Source organism: Kumtagia ephedrae (assembly GCF_003012745.1).
Lineage (GTDB): Bacteria > Pseudomonadota > Alphaproteobacteria > Rhizobiales > Rhizobiaceae > Kumtagia > Kumtagia ephedrae.
Window position 1 is genome coordinate 17,001 of record NZ_PXYK01000007.1, and the last position, 16,930, is coordinate 33,930.

15 protein-coding genes are annotated in these 16,930 nt (G+C 66.2%); all 15 read right to left on the minus strand.

The window, feature by feature from the left end; genetic code table 11:
- Window positions 1-16 precede the first annotated feature (16 nt).
- A complete protein-coding gene (locus C7I84_RS08865; protein ID WP_106771816.1) occupies window positions 17-1,168 on the minus strand; it encodes a porin in 1,152 nt (383 codons plus the stop codon).
- A 652-nt stretch (window positions 1,169-1,820) separates the two neighbouring features.
- The gene (locus tag C7I84_RS08870) at window positions 1,821-2,879 is read right to left on the minus strand and encodes an ABC transporter permease (RefSeq protein ID WP_106771817.1); all 1,059 of its coding nucleotides are present in this window, start codon (window positions 2,877-2,879) and stop codon (window positions 1,821-1,823) included.
- A gap of 15 nt (window positions 2,880-2,894) precedes the next feature.
- A complete protein-coding gene (locus C7I84_RS08875; protein WP_106772007.1) occupies window positions 2,895-4,379 on the minus strand; it encodes a sugar ABC transporter ATP-binding protein in 1,485 nt (494 codons plus the stop codon).
- Between the two features lie 131 nt (window positions 4,380-4,510).
- Window positions 4,511-5,695: a sugar ABC transporter substrate-binding protein gene (locus tag C7I84_RS08880; RefSeq protein WP_106771818.1), complete on the minus strand. Its 1,185-nt coding sequence runs from the start codon at window positions 5,693-5,695 to the stop codon at window positions 4,511-4,513.
- A gap of 488 nt (window positions 5,696-6,183) precedes the next feature.
- Complete coding sequence (locus C7I84_RS08885; protein WP_106771819.1) at window positions 6,184-6,942, minus strand: SDR family NAD(P)-dependent oxidoreductase; 759 nt, start codon at window positions 6,940-6,942, stop codon at window positions 6,184-6,186.
- A 55-nt stretch (window positions 6,943-6,997) separates the two neighbouring features.
- On the minus strand, window positions 6,998-8,521 hold the full coding sequence (locus C7I84_RS08890; RefSeq protein WP_106771820.1) for a xylulokinase: 1,524 nt from the start codon (window positions 8,519-8,521) through the stop codon (window positions 6,998-7,000).
- Between the two features lie 19 nt (window positions 8,522-8,540).
- The gene (locus C7I84_RS08895) at window positions 8,541-10,088 is read right to left on the minus strand and encodes a xylulokinase (RefSeq protein ID WP_106771821.1); all 1,548 of its coding nucleotides are present in this window, start codon (window positions 10,086-10,088) and stop codon (window positions 8,541-8,543) included.
- Between the two features lie 26 nt (window positions 10,089-10,114).
- Entirely contained in the window at window positions 10,115-10,858 is a 744-nt protein-coding gene (gene deoC, locus C7I84_RS08900; RefSeq protein WP_106771822.1) for a deoxyribose-phosphate aldolase, read from the minus strand.
- A 166-nt stretch (window positions 10,859-11,024) separates the two neighbouring features.
- On the minus strand, window positions 11,025-11,915 hold the full coding sequence (locus C7I84_RS08905) for an SIS domain-containing protein (RefSeq protein WP_106771823.1): 891 nt from the start codon (window positions 11,913-11,915) through the stop codon (window positions 11,025-11,027).
- Between the two features lie 28 nt (window positions 11,916-11,943).
- Entirely contained in the window at window positions 11,944-12,801 is an 858-nt protein-coding gene (locus C7I84_RS08910) for an MBL fold metallo-hydrolase (protein WP_106771824.1), read from the minus strand.
- Complete coding sequence (locus tag C7I84_RS08915) at window positions 12,798-13,736, minus strand: phosphoglycerate dehydrogenase (protein ID WP_106772008.1); 939 nt, start codon at window positions 13,734-13,736, stop codon at window positions 12,798-12,800. Before C7I84_RS08915 ends, C7I84_RS08910 begins: the two co-directional genes overlap by 4 nt.
- Before the next feature lie 4 nt (window positions 13,737-13,740).
- Window positions 13,741-14,694: a shikimate dehydrogenase family protein gene (locus C7I84_RS08920; RefSeq protein ID WP_106771825.1), complete on the minus strand. Its 954-nt coding sequence runs from the start codon at window positions 14,692-14,694 to the stop codon at window positions 13,741-13,743.
- Window positions 14,691-15,344: a bifunctional 4-hydroxy-2-oxoglutarate aldolase/2-dehydro-3-deoxy-phosphogluconate aldolase gene (gene eda / locus C7I84_RS08925; protein ID WP_106771826.1), complete on the minus strand. Its 654-nt coding sequence runs from the start codon at window positions 15,342-15,344 to the stop codon at window positions 14,691-14,693. Before eda ends, C7I84_RS08920 begins: the two co-directional genes overlap by 4 nt.
- The gene (locus C7I84_RS08930; protein ID WP_106771827.1) at window positions 15,341-15,985 is read right to left on the minus strand and encodes a glucose-6-phosphate isomerase; all 645 of its coding nucleotides are present in this window, start codon (window positions 15,983-15,985) and stop codon (window positions 15,341-15,343) included. Before C7I84_RS08930 ends, eda begins: the two co-directional genes overlap by 4 nt.
- A 176-nt stretch (window positions 15,986-16,161) precedes the next feature.
- On the minus strand, window positions 16,162-16,920 hold the full coding sequence (locus tag C7I84_RS08935) for an SDR family oxidoreductase (RefSeq protein WP_106771828.1): 759 nt from the start codon (window positions 16,918-16,920) through the stop codon (window positions 16,162-16,164).
- Window positions 16,921-16,930: the final 10 nt, after the last annotated feature.

The following is a 16,930-nucleotide window of genomic DNA, read 5'->3' on the forward strand; positions in this document are numbered from 1 at the left end:
AACCGTTGCCGGCGGATCAGAAGTTGCGCTGGAAGCGAACGTTCACGCCCCAAGCGTCGGAGTCGTCCAGGTCGAAATTATCGGCATAAACGACTTCCGGGGTGATGGTGAAGCCAGGAACCAGCTCGTAAGCGATGTTCGCGGCAACCGAGAAGTTCTCCCAGTCGTCGTAGCCGACTTCGGCGTTGAAGGTTGCCTTCTCGTTGAACTTGATCGCCGTGCCGCCCCAGATAGCCCAGTCGCCCTGCCACGGAGCGTACCAGTTGCTGCCGTTGTCGGTCGGGCTTTCTTCCCTGTCGCCGCCGGAGTCCCAGGCGCCCATCACGAAGACCGAAGCGGTCTCGGTGATGTTGACGTCAAGGCGACCCTTGACCGCGACCTGTTCCTGCCAGGTATCCCAACCGGCGACGACGCCGATCTTGCCCCAGCCCTGGGTCAGCGACACGCCGCCGACCACATAAGGAGCGTAGTCCTCGGTGATGCCAGCGCCGTCGAAGCCCTCGTCTTCGTCGCCCTGCTCCAGGGCGATACCGGCCGAGAAACCGTTCGCGCCGGTGTAGGTGTAGGCAATCTGCAGCGTCGCGAACGGGCCGTAGGGAACGATACCGTCGTTCAGCACGCCCGACGAATAGTCGGTGAAGGTCGAGAAGTAGGAGTCCGTCTTACCGATGCGGAAGCCGCCCAGCTCGATGTAGGCGTGCTCGATGCCGAGGCCATCATCGTTGTCATAGATGCCGTCCCGGACGAACCGGCCGTCGGCATTCTCCACGAAGGTGGCGCCGTCATTGGCCTGGTAGTTGAAGTTGATGGCGGCGTAGGAACGCAGCGTGCCGAGTTCGGTCTCCGAGCGAGCATCGACGCGCAGCTGGAAGCGGGCGCGGTTGTTGTAGGTATCCTTGATGTGGATATCGTTGTCTTCGTCGACGAAGGAATCGTTGCTGGCCTTCGCGAAGAAGTCGCCGCCGCGAATGTCGACGCGGACATAGCCGCTGACCTTCAGGCAGGTCTCGGTGCCGGGCATGTAGAAGAAGCCGGTGCCGTACACGTCGCAGACGCGCACATATTCCATCGGCTCCGGCTCGGCGACGACGACGGCATCGGCCGCCTTGGCGCCGGAGACTGCGACGAGGGCCGCAGCCGAGCCGAGAAGCAGGCTCTTGATGTTCATTTTCTGACCTCCAGTCAAAAAGTTTAATCGTAGGTCTGGGTCTTCTTCGCCGAAAGAAGCGTTTCCGCCCCGTCCCCTAGTCAAATAAGACACGATCGCTCGCCCCTTCCGATGCAAGATTACCCATCACCTTCCCCCGTTCAATCGTGATCTTGCCGGAAGCGCCCCCGCTGCGGCGCGATCTCCCGGCGCTGTGGCACAAAGGACACGATTTGCACCCCCACGGAAACCTTTCATTAATCTTGCGGGCGTCGCGGAGGGCGCCGGCGATGCTGGAGCCTGTTCCGTTGCCCTTTTCGGGGCGATTCGGTCGGCGGAACACGAAAGCGGCGCGGAACCATCAGAATCATTGTCGGCGTGCTTCCGCGCTGCCGAACGCCCGATCAAGAATTCATTTGGATCAGATGGAAGACTATCCGGCACAACTTTTACGAAGGCGGTCCAATGCAAATGCAACCCAGCACTCGCTTGAAGGCACGAAATGCTGGCTGAGCAGTGTTGCTGGTCCTGTTCAGGATTGCTGCGCCGCCACTCATCCGTGACCGGCATACCCCCCGGCGCTGCGAGTCGGCTGCCGAGCGACGGCGACCTCGAATACGCTCCGTATGGCAGGGCCGTCCGCAACTCCCGTCCAGCGGCGGAACCCGCCAGTTCAGCTCCGCGTCAGGCTGCGGCGGCGCCACTGGTCGAAGATCACCACCACCACGATGACCACGCCCTGGGCGATGCGCTGCCAGAACGGGCTGACGTCGAGCAGGTTGAGGCCGTTGCCGAGCACGCCGATGATGGCCGCGCCGACGATCGACCCGATGACGCCGCCCTCGCCGCCGAACAGGTTGGTGCCGCCGATGACGACGGAGGCGATGGAGCGCAATTCCTCGCCTTCGGCCATCAGCGCGTTGGCCGAGTTCAGCCGTCCGACCAGGATGATGCCGCCGATCGCCGCAAGCAGGCCGGAGATCGCATAGGTAAGGATCTTGGTGCGGGCGATGCTGATACCGGAGGCGCGCGCCGCCTCGCGGTTGCCGCCGACGGCATAAATGCTGCGGCCGAGCGCCGTGTAGCGCAGGATGTACCAGGCCACCGCGCCGCAGAGCAGCGCCAGCAGCGCGCTGACTGGCAGGCCGAACAGCTTGCCGCCGCCGACCCAGATCAGCGTCTCGGGAAGCTGGCGACCAGAATCGAAGGAGGGCACCGGCAGGCCGTCGGTGACCAGCAGCGCCATGCCGCGAAAGATGGTCATGGTACCGAGCGTGGCTATGAAGTCCGGGATCTTGAAGGTGGCGATGACCCAGCCGTTGAAGGCGCCGGCGACAAAGCCGATGCCGAGCCCGACAACGATCGCAAGGACCGGCGGCAGGAAGCCGATGTCGACACCGAACAGCACTAGCGGCGCGGTCAGCAGCACCGCGGCGATCGACGCCGACAGCGCCGCCACCGCGGCGACGGAGAGATCGATGCCGCCGGTCAGGATGACGAAGGTCTGTCCGACCGCGAGGATGGCTACGAAGGCGGTCTGGCGCGCTACGTTCGACAGGTTGTCGACCGTCAGGAAATTGGAGGTGGCGAGCGACAGGAACGCCATCAAGAGCACCAGCGCGATCAGCGGGCCGGCCTGGAAGAGCACCTGCCTGATGTTCGCCCTGCGCGATACGGCTGTTTCCGCAGACGCCGCCGCGCCGACCTTCGCCACTCCGGTCTGTTCAGTCATATCCGACACCTTTTTCTAACTTGCGTGCCGCAGCAGGTTCTCCTGCGACAATTGTTCCCGCGGCAGTTCCGCCGATAGCCGCCCGTGCCGCATCACCAGCACGCGGTCGGCCATGCCGATCAGCTCGTTGAGCTCCGACGATATCATCAGGATGGAAGCACCGTCCGCCACAAGCCGGCTCATCAGCGCGAACACCTCGGCCTTGGCGCCGACATCGATGCCGCGCGTCGGCTCGTCGAAGATGAGGATTTTGGCGCCGCTCGACATCCAGCGCGCAAGGATCACCTTCTGCTGGTTGCCGCCGCTGAAGAACATCAGCCGGTGCGCCAGCGAGGCCGGCCGCACGCGCAGCTCCCTGACATAGCGCTCGCTCTCCGTGCGCTCGCGCTTGAGATCCAGCCGCGACAGCAGGCTGCGCCCGGAAAGCCAGGACAGGCTGAGATTGGGCCCGACCGGCTGCATCGGCACGAGACTCTGGCGGCGGTCGCGCGAGATCAGGCCGAGACCGGCGGCGATCGCGTCGGAGGAATAGCGGAAATGCACCGGCCGGCCGTCGACCTCTATCGTGCCGGACTTCAGATCCTGCAGGCCGAAGAGTGCTGCGGCGATCTCCGCCTGCCCTGCCCCCATCAGGCCGTAGACGCCCAGAATCTCGCCGCGATGCAGGGTGAAGGAAATGTCCTTCAGCGTCTTGCCGGAAGCAAGCCGGTCGACCGAGAGCGTCGGCTTGCCGCGCTCCACCTTCACCTTGGGGAACTGGTCGGCGAGGCTGTGGCCGACCATCATGCCGATCACCGTCTCCTCGTCGGCCTTGTCGGCCGGCAGCGTGTCAATGACGATACCGTCACGCAGCACGGTGACGCGGTCGGCGATCATCGGGATCTCGGAGAGGTGGTGGGAGATGTAGATCATGCCGTGGCCGCGCTGTTTGAGCCGGCGGATGACGTCGAACAGACGGCTGCGCTCGCCGTCGGACAGCGCCGATGTCGGCTCGTCGAGCAGGAGGATGCGCGGCCCGCGCTCCAGCACGCGGGTGATCTCGACCAGCTGCTGCTCGGCCACTTCCAGACGGCGCACCTCGGTCGCCGGATCGATGGTGACGCCGAGCGCCGCCAATGCGCGCCGCGCCTCGGCATGCGCCTTGCCCCAGTCGATCTTGCCGAGCGGACCGCGCGGCATGCGGCCGAGAAAGATATTCTCGGTGACGCTCAGCGCCGGCACCAGGCTGAGCTCCTGATGGACGAGGCCGATGCCGAGTTCGGCTGCGAGTTCCGGGGTAAGCGTCGACACGGTGCGGTCGCCGATGGTGATCGTGCCGCCGGTCGCCTGGTACTCGCCGGCAAGAATCTTCATCAGCGTCGACTTGCCGGCGCCGTTCTCGCCGAGCAGCACCTGCACCTCGCCGGCGCGGACGTCGAGCGAGATCGATTTCAGCGCAAGCACGCCCGGAAAGCGCTTCTCGATCCTGTCGAGCTTCAAGAGTATCTTATGGTCGCTCACGTCCTCGTCCCGATCCTGCGGCAACAGGAACGCATCGGCCGCCGCCGGAGGGGCGCCGATGCGAATGCCTGCCGGTCTGCGTGCGGTCAGGCGGAGCGGATGGTTCCACCCCGCCCGTCCTGGGAGTGGGCTCAGCCGCCCTTCTTGCAGTTCGTCCTGATCGCCGCCCAGTCGATCGCCTCGAGCTTGGGATCGGGATAGAAGTTGCGGGCATTCACCTGGTAGACGGTGCGCGGGCGGATATCGAAAGTCTTGTCGACCTCGATGCCGCAGGCGAGTTCGACCGCGAACTTGGTGCCGAACCAGCCCCAATCGGCGAAGCCATGCGTCGTCTCGGCGATCATCTTGCCTTCAGCGATGCGGTCCACCGATTCCGGCGTCACATCGTTGGTGAAGATCGCAACCTTGGCATCGCCGACGGTGGCGCCGTCCTCGACCGTTTCCAGCCGTCCCTGCGAGCCGGCCACCAGCATGGCGCCGAGACCCATCTCGTTGGACGCCGCCCAGATGAAGTCGAGATTGCCCGGATTGGCCTGCAGGATGTCCTCGGCGCAGCGCGTGCCCTTCTCGCGGTTCCAGTCGCCGGCGCAGGTGTTGCCGACGATCTCGATGCCCGGGAACTGCTTCAGCACCTCGCGGAAACCGTTGAGGCGGGCAGTCGAGAAGAAACCGCCGGCGACGCCTTCGATGATGGCGCCGCGCGCCTTGATCTTGGCCTTGTCCTCGTCGGACATTTTTGACGCGAGATCCTTCCAGAAGGCTAGGTCCAGATAGGTCTCCGGCGTGACCTCGACCTTGTCGCCAGCACCCAGCACGCCCGGCCCGCCGAAATAGTCGACCACCGAATAGGCACTGACCTCGGCGCCCTGGGTGTTGTCGAAGCCTATATAAGAAGAGACGTCGACGCCTTCGATCGGCTCGAGCAGGTTGACGACGATGACCGGGATGCCGGCTTCGCGGGCGCGGATGAGCGCCGGCTTGACGGTCGCCACCTCGGCCGGCGAGACGGCGATGACGTCGACGCCGCGCTGGATCATGTCCTCGATGATGCTGACCTGCTCGGCGAAGGCCGTCGGGCTGGTGGGCGAGCGGGTGAGCACCTGCACGTTGAAGCCGTGCTGGTTGGCGTCCTTGGCGGCCAGCTCGAAGAAGTTGGTGGCCGTCTTGAAGACGCCGGTGATGTCCGGCGGCACCCAGCCGATGGTGACGTCGACCGGGGCGTCCTGCGCCGAAGCCGGCAGGACCGCCGCCGAAAGACCGAGCGCCAGCGCGGTCGAGGCAGCCAGCGATGTCAGTTTCGAAAGATGTTTCCTCATGGATTGCCTCCCAAAGCGAGACCGGCGGCAGCCGGGCACGCATCAACCGGCGCTCCTCCATGGGCGCCTTCTTTTGGATGCTAACAGGGCATTTTTGTAATTCAACTACATTCTTTGCGGTGACCCGATTATCCATGACCGTGCCAGGCAGGCCGCGCCAGGCGCAGGCGGCATCCCTCGGAGACGGCTCCAAGAAAACGAAAGAAATTTCTTTTTGGTTTTGGACGGCTACCTAGTAATTCTGGACAAATGCTTATCATGGAATGAATTTCACATAATCGGATTGGCGCCCGACGGGCCCGGTCCGCTGGTCATCGAGAATGCGTCGACAATTTCCGGTCCGGCCTTTGATTACCGGGCTGCCGCAAGCTTCTGTAGTTTAGCTACACGATCCGGAACGTGACGGTGTCACGCGACGTCGCCATGATCCTGACCGGCGTGCGACGGCCGCAGGGGTGCCGGGTGAAGCCGGCATCCCGCTTCCCCGGCTAGAAACCGCCGACGACGAAGCCGCCGTCCACCGGCAGGTCGGTGCCGGTGATGAAGGCCGCGGCCGGCGAGGACAGGAACAACGCGGTGCCGACCAGGTCGTCGACCGTGCCCCAGCGCTTAAGTGCCGAGCGCGCCGCGATCTTCTCGGCCGGTACGGGATCGGTCCACAGGCCCTTGGTCATGTCGGTCTTGTGGTAGCCGGGCGAGATGGCGTTGACGCGGATGCCGTCCGGGCCGAAGGCATGGGCGAGATGGCGGGTGAGGCCGAGCACGCCGGTCTTGCTGGCGCCGTAGGCCGGGACCAGCGGATCGCTGACATAGCTCAGCATCGAGGCGATGTTGATGATCGAGCCGCGCGAAGCCTTCAGCAGCGGCAGCGCCGCCATGGCGAAGCGCATCTGACTGTTCAGGTTGACGTCGATGACCTCGATATAGGTGTCGTCCTCGAACTCGGCCTCCGGCCGCGCGATGCCGGCGCCGTTCACCAGCACGTCCAACTTGTCGAGACCGGCGACGAAGCGCTTGATGGCGGCGGGATCGCGCACGTCGACGCGCTCGAAGCGGATGCCCTTGTTCTCGGCCCTGGCGCGCTCGGCCGACAGCTTCTGCTCGGAACTGCCCAGCGCGATCACCGAACCGCCTAGGCGGGCAAAACCCTGCGCGATCGCCAGGCCGATGCCGCTCGACCCGCCGGTGACGAGGATGGCCTTGCCCGCGAACAGGCCGGGGCGGAAGCTGCCGATGATGTCCTGCATGATTTCCTCCTGAAGACGTGCGTGTCTTTGAATGTGGGTCAGCGCGGCGGGCGGCCTATTCCACGGCGGTGCGCGTCGCGGCGGTGAGCGCATCGATGTCGTCGTAAAGCGCCTGGCTGTGGTGGTAGAGCTTGTCGAAGACCGGCTGCATCAGCCGATAGGTCTCGACCCAGCGCGGATCGGGGAGAATCTCCTCGGCATAGCCGACGAAGTTTTCGGCCGCCTGCTCCACCCGGCCGAAGCGGCCGATGGCGGTGGCCGCCATGGCAGCGCAGCCGACGATGCCGCATTCCGGCTCCTTCGGAACGAGAATCGGAATGCCGTAGATGCTCGCCTTGATCTGCAGCCAGAGTTTTGTCCGCGCGCCGCCGCCTGCGGCCACGACACGCTCCAGCGGCTTGCCCGACGCTGTTTCCATGATGCGGATGTGGCGTGCCACGGCGAAGGCGATGCCTTCAAGGATGGACCGGTGCAGGTGCTCCATGCCGTGAGCGGCGCCAAGGCCGAAGAACTGGGCACGGGCGTTGCGGTGTTTTCCCAACCGCTCGCCGGTGAGGAAAGGCAGGAAGAACAGCGCGTCCGAGCCGGCCGGCGCGGTTGCCGCGCGCGCCACGATCTCGTCATAGGAGAGTTTTCGGTCGTGGAAGGCGCGGCGCGCCCAGCGCATGCCGTCGCCGCCGGTCTCCAGCAGCACGAACGGCGCCCAGTTGCCTTCGATCGTCGCGACGTTGGAGATTTCCGGATCGAGCAGCGGCTTTTCCGCGATCGCGGTGACGATCGCGCCGGTGCCGGTGCTGTCGGAGCCGACGCCAGGCCGGCAGACGCCGGAGCCGAGGATCGCCACGGGATAGTCGGCGCCGCCGACCAGCACCGGCGTGCCGGCGCGCAATCCGGTCTCGCCGGCCGCAGTCCCGGTTACCGCGCCGATGATCTCGAGGGGATCGCGGATGGGCGGCAGCTTTGCGCGGTCGAGCCCCATGCGGTCGATGATGGGCTGCGACCAGTCGCGCCTCTCAGGGTTCATCAGGAAGGAGCAGGAAGCGTCGCCGGTATCCATGGCGATTTCGCCGGTCAGCCGGTAGTTGACGTAGTCCTTCGGCATCAGCATGACGGCGCTCCGCCGATAGGCCTCCGCCTCGTTGTCGCGCAGCCACTGCAGCTTGAAGCCCGGCCAGGCCGGCGTCGGCGTGTTGCCGCTTTCGGCGAGATAGCTGTCGGGCTCGTTTTCTTCCTCGAAGCGCCGCACCAGGTCGATCGAGCGCTTGTCGTTCCACAGCGGCGCTGCCTCGCGCGTCAGCGCGCCATTGGCGTCGAGCAGCACGACGCCGTGCATCTGCCCGCAGACGCAGACCGCGGCGATGCGCTCGCGCGCATTGTCGACCCGGTCGAGCACGGCTGCGATGCTGAAGCGCGCGCCTTCCCACCAGTCGGCGGGACGCTGCTCGGCCCAGCCGAAGGCCGGCACGATCTGGTCGTGCTCGCGCGCGGCGATTTCGAGGATTTTTCCCTGCATGTCGACCAGCGCGGCGCGCACGCTGCCGGTCCCGACGTCGACGGCAAGCAGCAGATCGGTGGTCATGCCTCCTCCTTTCCGTCCCCTACTGCGACACCGTGCGCAGCGCCGACAGTGGTCCCGACAATTCGGCCTGCTGACGCGCGGCAACCCGGTAGGCGGCCAGAGCCGCCTCATAGACGGGCGCCGCCTCGACGTCCGGCCGGGTGCGGTCCTCGGCGACATGCAGGCCGCGGATCGGCTCGAAGTCCGGCCAGGCGCCCATGCCGACCAGAGCCAGCCCGGCCGCGCCGAGTGCTGCCGCTTGCTGATCTACGCCGGTTTTCAGGATCGTGCAGCCGAAGACATCCGCAAAAATATGACGCCACACGGCGCTGCGCGCTCCGCCGCCGACCATGATCATCTCGTCGCGGATCGGCGTCATGCGCCGCAATTCGTCCAACGCCACGCGCAGGCCGAGCGCGATGCCTTCCAGGGTCGCGCGCATGATGTCGGCGCGGCCGTGCTGCAGGTCGAGGCCGACGAATCCGCCTCGCACCGCGGGCCCGCCCTCGAAACTGGTACCACCGCCCAACGTCGGGACGAACAGCAGCCCCCGAGCGCCGCACGGCGCGGCAAGCGCCAGTTCGGTCAACGCCTCGTGCACGTCGCGGCCTTCCACGATTGCGCGGGCCTCGATATCGGCCATGAGATTCTCACGCACCCAGTTGACGCTGGTGCCCGAGGAGAAGATCGACGTGGCCGAGATGAACATGCCCGGCACCACATGGGCGAAGGCATAGGGTCTCACCACGTCGTCGAGCAGCGGCTCGGCTGACGACACGGTGAGCCAGCTCGACGAACCCATAGAGCTGAAGGCGTCGCCCTCGCCGAAGGTGGAGGCGCCGAGTGCCATGCAGCTGTTGTCGACGCCGCCCGCAACCACCTTCACGCCAGGCGGCAGGCCGAACTCATCGGCGATGTCCGGCAGCACCTCGCCGACCACATCGGTCGAGGCGACGATCTCCGGCAGCAGATTTCCGTCGAGCCCGGCGGCCGCAAGCAATTTGGTGGAATAGCACCCTGCCCTCAGATCATAGACGCCGGTGCCCGAGGCATAGGACTGGTCGGTGGCGATGCGACCGGTGAGCCGATAGTTGATGAAATCCTTGGTGCCGACGATCCAGCGCGTGCGGGCAAAGGCGTCGGGCGCGTTGCGGCGCAGCCAGAGGATCTTGAAAAGCGTATAGAGCGGTGCCGGAAAGCCGTTGCCGGTCGTGTGATACCAGGCGGAGCGGTCGACCGATTCAAAGAATGTTTCGGCCTCCGCTTCCGCCCGGCCGTCCGACCAGATCGGCACAAAGTCCTGCAGAAGCTCGCCGCTTTCCGAAAGCGGCACGCAGCCGAGGCTGTGGCCGGACAGCGCGATGGCGCCGATCGAAGCTGCCTCGACACCCGGCTCCGCGAGCAGCGCTTTCAGGCTTTCGACGACAGCATTCCACCAGTCGAGCGGGCGCTGCTCATGGCGCGACCGCGAGGGGTAGAAGGTCTGGTAGGAAACGATCCGTTCGGCCACGCAGCTTCCATCCGGGCGGAAGATGGCGGCCTTGACCCCGCCCGTTCCCAGATCGAATGCCGCAACGGTCTTCGACATGCTCTTTCCTCCCGCCCGAAACGTGCTCAGGCAGCGACGCCGGCGATCTCCAGGCGGCCGCCCGGCAAGGCGGCGCACTGGCGGACCAGATCGACCGCGACTTTTGTGTTGATGCCGAAGCGGGTGACGCCGAGACGGACCATGTCGGCGATTGTCTCGAGGCTGCGGATGCCGCCGGACGCCTTCACCTCCACGGCATCGCCGACCGTGTCGACGATGAGGCGGATATTTTCGGGCGTGGTGGCACTGGGCGTCCAGCCGGTACCGGTCTTGACGAAGGCCGCGCCGCTGCCGGCGACGATCTTGGCTCCGGCACGGATTTCCTCGTCGGTCAGATGCGCGAGTTCCAGGATGACCTTCAGCGGCACCGGAGCGATCGCCTCGACCACGGCGCGGATGTCGGCCTCGACATAGGCGAGGTCACCCGACTTCAGCCGGCCGACATTGATCATCATGTCGACCTCTTCCGCCCCATCGACGACGAGGCCGACGGCCTCGGCTGCCTTGGTGCGGGTGGTGTGGCCGCCGGAGGGGAAGCCGACGGGACCGCCGATCATGGTGGCGCCGCCGCGCGGCAGCAGCGAGCGCAGCAGCGGCACGAAATGCGGCAGGACATGCGCGGCGATGAAGCCGTGCTCGGCGGCGATGCGCGCCAGCTCGCGCACGTCCTCTTCCCGGTGAAACGCCTGGACGGCGCTGATGTCGATCAGCGCGGCGAGATTGCGGGCTTCGAGATGAGCCGGCAGGCCCGGTCGGATGGATGTGGACACGCCTCACTCCCTGGCGTTACTGGCCGGCAGGCCAATGCGTGATTTTTGTAGCAACGCTACAGATATGTCAACGTTTCCGGCGCGATACTGACTGATCCAGGCTTCGCGCTACCAACGAGCCGGCACCTCCCCTCCAGGGTTTGTACCTAGAGTACACGATCATCGCTCATATCCGTTCCGTCGTCCTGAGATAGCTGAGGTGGCGCTTCATGCGGGTGAAGCGCTCGATGTGCTCGTCGCCGCGCCTCAGCGCGATCGCCGTCGACAGGATGTCGATGACGGTCAGCGCCGCGATGCGCGAGATGGTCGGCGTGTAGATGTTGGTGTTCTCCAGCGTCTCGACCAGGATGACCACGTCGCAGTGGTCGGTGAGCGGGCCGTTCATGCCGACGAGGCCGATCACCTGGCAGCCGCGCTCGCGTGCCAGCCGCGCCGCCTCGATGATGGAGCGGGTGGCGCCGGTGTTGGAGATGGCGACCACCACGTCGCCCGGCTTCAGCATCGACACGACCATCACCTGCTGGTGCGAATCGATCTCGGCCCCGCAGGGGACGCCGAACAGCGGGAATTTCTGCTGCGCGTCGCGCGCCACGATGCCGGAGGCGCCGAAGCCGAAGAACTCGATGCGGTTGGCCTTGTCGAGGATTTCGACCGCCTGCGCGATCGAATGGGGATCGATGTGGTTGCGCACCCAGTCGAGGCTGGTGATAGCGTAGTCGAAGATCTTCTCGGCGACGGCGGTCGGGCTGTCGGTGTCGAGGATGACGGAGTGGGTGGCGGGCGTGCCGAGCGCAAGGCTCTGGGCCAGCCGCAGCTTGAAATCCTGATAGCCCTGGCAGCCGATCGACGTGCAGAAGCGGATCACGGTCGGCTGGCTGACGTCGGCCCATTCCGCGGTCTCGGCGACGGTGGCGTTGAGGATGCGCTTGGGATCGGCAAGCACGACGTCGCAGACCTTGCGATCCGACTTGCGCAGTTCGTCGCGCTTGGTGCGCGCCACCTCGAGGATGTTGTCGCTGCCGTTGATCGGGCTGGAAATTCTTGGTTTTGGAGGCATCGTCGCCCTCGGGGTTCAGGAGATTCGGCTAAAAAATTCGGTATTCCACTCCTGTTCGTGCCCTATGGATTTGCGGCCGGCAAGTATGGGCCGCCGCAGCCTGGTCGATCGCCTCGGCCGGCGCCGTATTGAAGGCGAACATGCCGTAGTGGTGGCCGATCATGTGCCCGGCGCCGATGGCGCCGGCGAGGTCGATCGCCTCGGAAAGCGTCAGGTTGCCGGCGATGCCCGCCGCGGTCAGTTCGGCGCGACGCCCGTTGACCGGCAGCAGGGCGATATCCGGCGCATGCGCCTCCACCTCCTCGACGAGACCGTCGAAAGGGATCGTATCGCCGGAATGGTAGAGCTTTGCCGCGCCGACCTGAACGACATAACCCAGGAAGCGGTGCCAGCCTTCGGCGCTGCGCTCCAGCGCCTCATGCGCCGCGCGGATGACGGTGACATGGACCCCGTCGAAGGGGGCGAAATTCTCGCCGGCGTCAAGCGCGATCAGCCGCTCGTGGCCGACGCCGATGCGGCGCTGCGCCTCGTCGAGCGAGGCGCGCGGAACGACGAAACGGCAATCCGGGTTGGTGGCGGCGATCGGTGCAAGCGTCGCCGGGTCCATGTGGTCGGTATGGTGATGCGTCACCAGCACGACATCGACCTTGCCAAGCTCGGCCGTCGAGATGGGTGCAGGCATCATGCGCTCGTGCGAAAACGCCTTGCCGCGGTATTTTTCGGCAAGACTGTCGGAAAGATAGGGATCGATCAGGATGCGCCGGCCGGCGAAAGCCAGGAGAAAACCAGCCTGGCCGAGCCAATAGAAGCAGGCGTCAGCAGCCTCCTGCCCGGCGAGCCGCTGCGCCAGAGAGCCGTCGAAGGGTTCCGCGACAAGCGTCGTCATGCGACCGGCTCGGCGCACAGCGCCTGAAGCAGGTTGGTGACGGCGATCCGCGTCGCCTTGGCGACGCTCTCGCTGGTCAGCCCGCCGATATGGCTGGTCGCCACGACGCGCGGATGCGCGGCGAGGCCTCCCGGCAGTGGCGGCTCCGGGTCGAAGACGTCGGTCGCGTAGCCGCCGAGCCGACCGCTGTCGAGTGCCGTGCGGACGGCGTCCTCGTCGATCAGCGCGGCCCGCGCGGTGTTGATCAGCACCGATCCCCGCCGCATCCGGCCAAGCCGTTCCGCATCGACCAGCGGCCGCCCGTCCGGGGTGGCGGGGCAATGCAGCGTCACGATATTCGCACAGGCAAAGACGTCGCCGGCGTCCGCGGCCCAGGCGAACGGGCCGGTAATGTCGAATGGCGGCCGGAACGGATCGTAGGCGATGACGTCAGCGCCCATAATCGAGACGACGCGCGCGACATGGCGGCCGATGGCGCCGCAGCCGACCAGCCCGACGGTGCGTCCGGCAACCTCGGCACCACGCAGCCGCGGCCATTGCCCGGCCTTGATGCCCGCATCGGTCGCGGGAATCTGGCGGAGCACGGCCAGCATGAGCCCGATGGTCAGTTCCGCGACGCCCACCGAATTGGTGCCCTCGGCGCGCAGCACGCGGATGCCGCGCCGCTCGAGCTCTTGGAGCGGCAGGTTGTCGACGCCGGTACCGTTGCGGCTGATGGCGCGCAGCCGGTCGGCGGCCGCGACCACCCGCGGCGACACCGGCTCGACGCCCGCCAGCCAGCCGACGCAGCCGGGAACCAGGTCCAGCAACTCCGCCTCGCCCGGCAGGCGGCCGGGCGCCGGAAAGACCAGTTCGAAACCGGCCTCGGTCAGCAGTCCGAGTTCCGGCGGCGGATTCTCGCTCAGCGAGCGCGGCGTGACGAGGACGCGTTCCACCATATCACCCCTTGGCGGCCCCGACGGCGATCCGCGAGATCTCGTCGAAGGCAGGGCCGGAGGTCGGGATGGTAATGTCGAAGACCTCGGCGATGACCTGCGTCCAGCCATGGATGAAATAGGTCCAGCCATCCTCCATCTGCAGCCCGCGCGCCGCCTGCTGGCGCCGCGCCTGGTCGAGGAAGACGAGATCGCCGCGATAGTTCAGGTCCCAGGCGATGCCGCGCTCCGGAAAGACGCCGGCATCGGTGATCGGCGAGCCCGATGCGTCCTTGCCGAGTCCGGTGGCGTTGATCACCAGCGAGCCCGGCTTCAGGCCGGCCATGGCACGGTCGTTGAGTTCCGGCCGGTTGGCGAGCACGTATTCGACCAGCACGGACGAGCCGAGCTCGGCATGGATATGGGCGATCTCGTCGAGCCGCGGTTGCGAGCGGTTGGTCACGACGATACGCGACGGCACGTCGGCGCCGCGCTCCTTGCGCATGAGGTGCCAGGTGAGCGCGATGGTCGAGCCGCCGGCGCCCATCGACATGACCTCGGCGCCGGTCTCGGCGAAGTAGCCGGGGCGCAGAAAACCGTCGATGGCGAGTCCGGAGGAGATCGGATCCTTGGCGTGGCAGACCAGCTTGCCTTCGCGCTTCGACAGGCAACTCGTCTCTCCCATCAGCGTCGCATGCGGGTCGACCACGTCGAACAGATCGCGCGCCGCCTTGAACAGGTCGATCTTGTGGGTGGTGACCAGCGCGCCGAGCGACAGCGGATCGTCCTTGATGAAGGCGACGGCCTCGCGATAGGCGGCCGGGTCGGCGTGCAGCGGAAAGTCCATGCCCTTGATGACCGACTCACCCAGCCCGAGATGTCTTGCCCAGGCCGGGAACACCCGCATGATCGAGCTTTTTCCCGTCGTCACGCCGATGAAATAGAAGGTCGGCACGGTCGCCGGCTGGTAGCGGGTCATCGGCCGCCCTCCCGGATTTCCCTGGCACAGGCGACGGAGCGGCGCGCCTTGTCGGCGATATCCTTCCAGCGGCCGCCGCTAATATCGTCCTTCCTGGCGATCCACGTCCCGCCAATGGCCGCGACGCTCTTCAGCTTGAGCCACTCGCCCATGCTGTCCTCGCCGATCCCGCCGGTCGGGATGAAGCGCATGCCGAGATGGGCGAAGGGTGCGCTGATGGCCTCGAGCATCGCCGGGCCGCCGGCGGCGGTCGCCGGGAAGAACTTTGCCAGCTTCACATTGCGGCGTGCCGCCGCCGACAGGTCGGACGGCGTCATCACGCCCGGCGCGAAGGCAAAAGCCTTCCCCTGCGCCGCCTCGACGATCTCGGCATCGAAGCCGGGCGCCAGGCCGAAGCGCGCGCCGGCGGAGATCGCCGCGTCGAGCGCTTCGGGCGTCAACACCGTGCCGGCGCCGACCAGCAGCTCCGGACGCTTGTCGGCGAGCGTGGCGATGACCTCCGCCGCAGCTTCCGTGCGGAAGGTGATCTCGGCGACCGGCAACCCGCCCTCGAGCAGGGCGTCGGCCAATGCTACCGCGTCGGCGGCGCGCTCGATCGCGATTACCGGGACGACGCCGAGCGCCGCCGCCTTCTCGAAAGCCTCGCTCATATCGACACCTCGACTGGCTTCGCCTGATGCAGGGCGGCGATGGTGGCGGCGTCGCGCGGTCGCCAGTCCGGGTTCTCGACCTCTTTCCAGCCGCCCGCCCCGTCGTCGACGATGCGGGCGCGCATGCCGCCGGAACAGGCGATTATCTCGTAGTCCTGGCCGGAATCGGCGGGATAGCAGAACAGCATCACCAGGTCCTCGCTGCCGACGTTGACGGAGCGGTGGATCCAGAAGGGCGGCACGTAACACACGGTCATGGGTTCGACCGGCACGACACGGACCTCGCCGGCGGGCGATTCCAGCAGCATCAGCCCCCTGCCCTTCTGGCCGTAGTAGATCTCCGGCCGATCGGCGTTGCGATGGATGTGGCCACGCGTCACGAAGAACTCGTCGCCGACTTTTCCGGGCGACATGCGGGTGACGCCGAAGATCAGGTCGCCGGCGGTTTCGCGGGGACGGAACTCCGACACGTCGTAGACGACGCGGTCGTTCCATTCTGCACGCATCGCCTCGAAGGCGGCGGCGTCTCCATAAAGCCCATCGAGATCGCGAAAATGCTTCTTGTATTGTCCCGTCGGGTTGGACATGGCGCCGGTGGCGAGGTCGATCGCGCAGCCGACAGGTTCGAAATAGGTCGTCAAACTTCACCCCATATATTCATGGATCGCACAGATTCTGTAGCGTTACTCCAATCCGGCAATTCGCTCCAGACGACACACGCAGATTTCGTGGCATACTTCTGTCTTGCGCTCGACAAGCGCGGCCTGTCGACAATTCAGCAGCCTCAAATATGTAGCCTAGCTACCAAAAGCGACAGTCATGCAATGGTGTAGCCGACGTCGATGACGAGGTTCGATCCGTTGACCATAGCGGCTGCGTCGCTGGCCAAATAGAGGACCGCGGCGGCGATTTCCCACGGCCTGGCGAAGCGCCGCGTCGGGATCGCGGCGCGCGCCCGATCCCCCTTCTCGCCGGCCCAGCCGCTGAGGCCGAGCTCGGTTTCCACCACGGTCGGCGACACCGCGTTGACGGTGACGCCGCGCGGTCCCCATTCCAGCGCCATGCAGTTGGTCATGCCGATGATGCCGGCCTTGCTGGCACAGTAGGCGACATGGCCTTCGATGCCGATGACCGAAGCCTGCGAGGCCATGTTGACGACGCGGCCGAAGCCGCGCTCGAGCATGCCCGGCGCGACCGCGCGCGCCACCAGGAAGGCGCCCTTGAGGTTGATGCCGAGCGTGCGGTCCCACTCGGCCGTCGGATAGCTCTCCGCCGGAGCGAGCGGACCGATGCCGGCATTGTTGACCAGAATGTCGATCCGGCCGAAGGCCTTGTCCACCGCGGCGACCGCCGCCTCGACGCCGGCCTCGTCGGTCACGTCGACGACATGGCCGAGATGCTTTGCGCCCAGTACCGACGCGACTTCGATCACCTTCGGATCGCGGTCCGTAAGCGCCACGCGTGCGCCGCGTGCCGAAAAGGCTTCCGCGATCGCCCGGCCGATGCCGGTGGCGGCGCCGGTCACCAGCACGGTTCTGCCGGAAAAATCCAGGAGATCGGGATTGGCCTCGCTCATAACATCGATC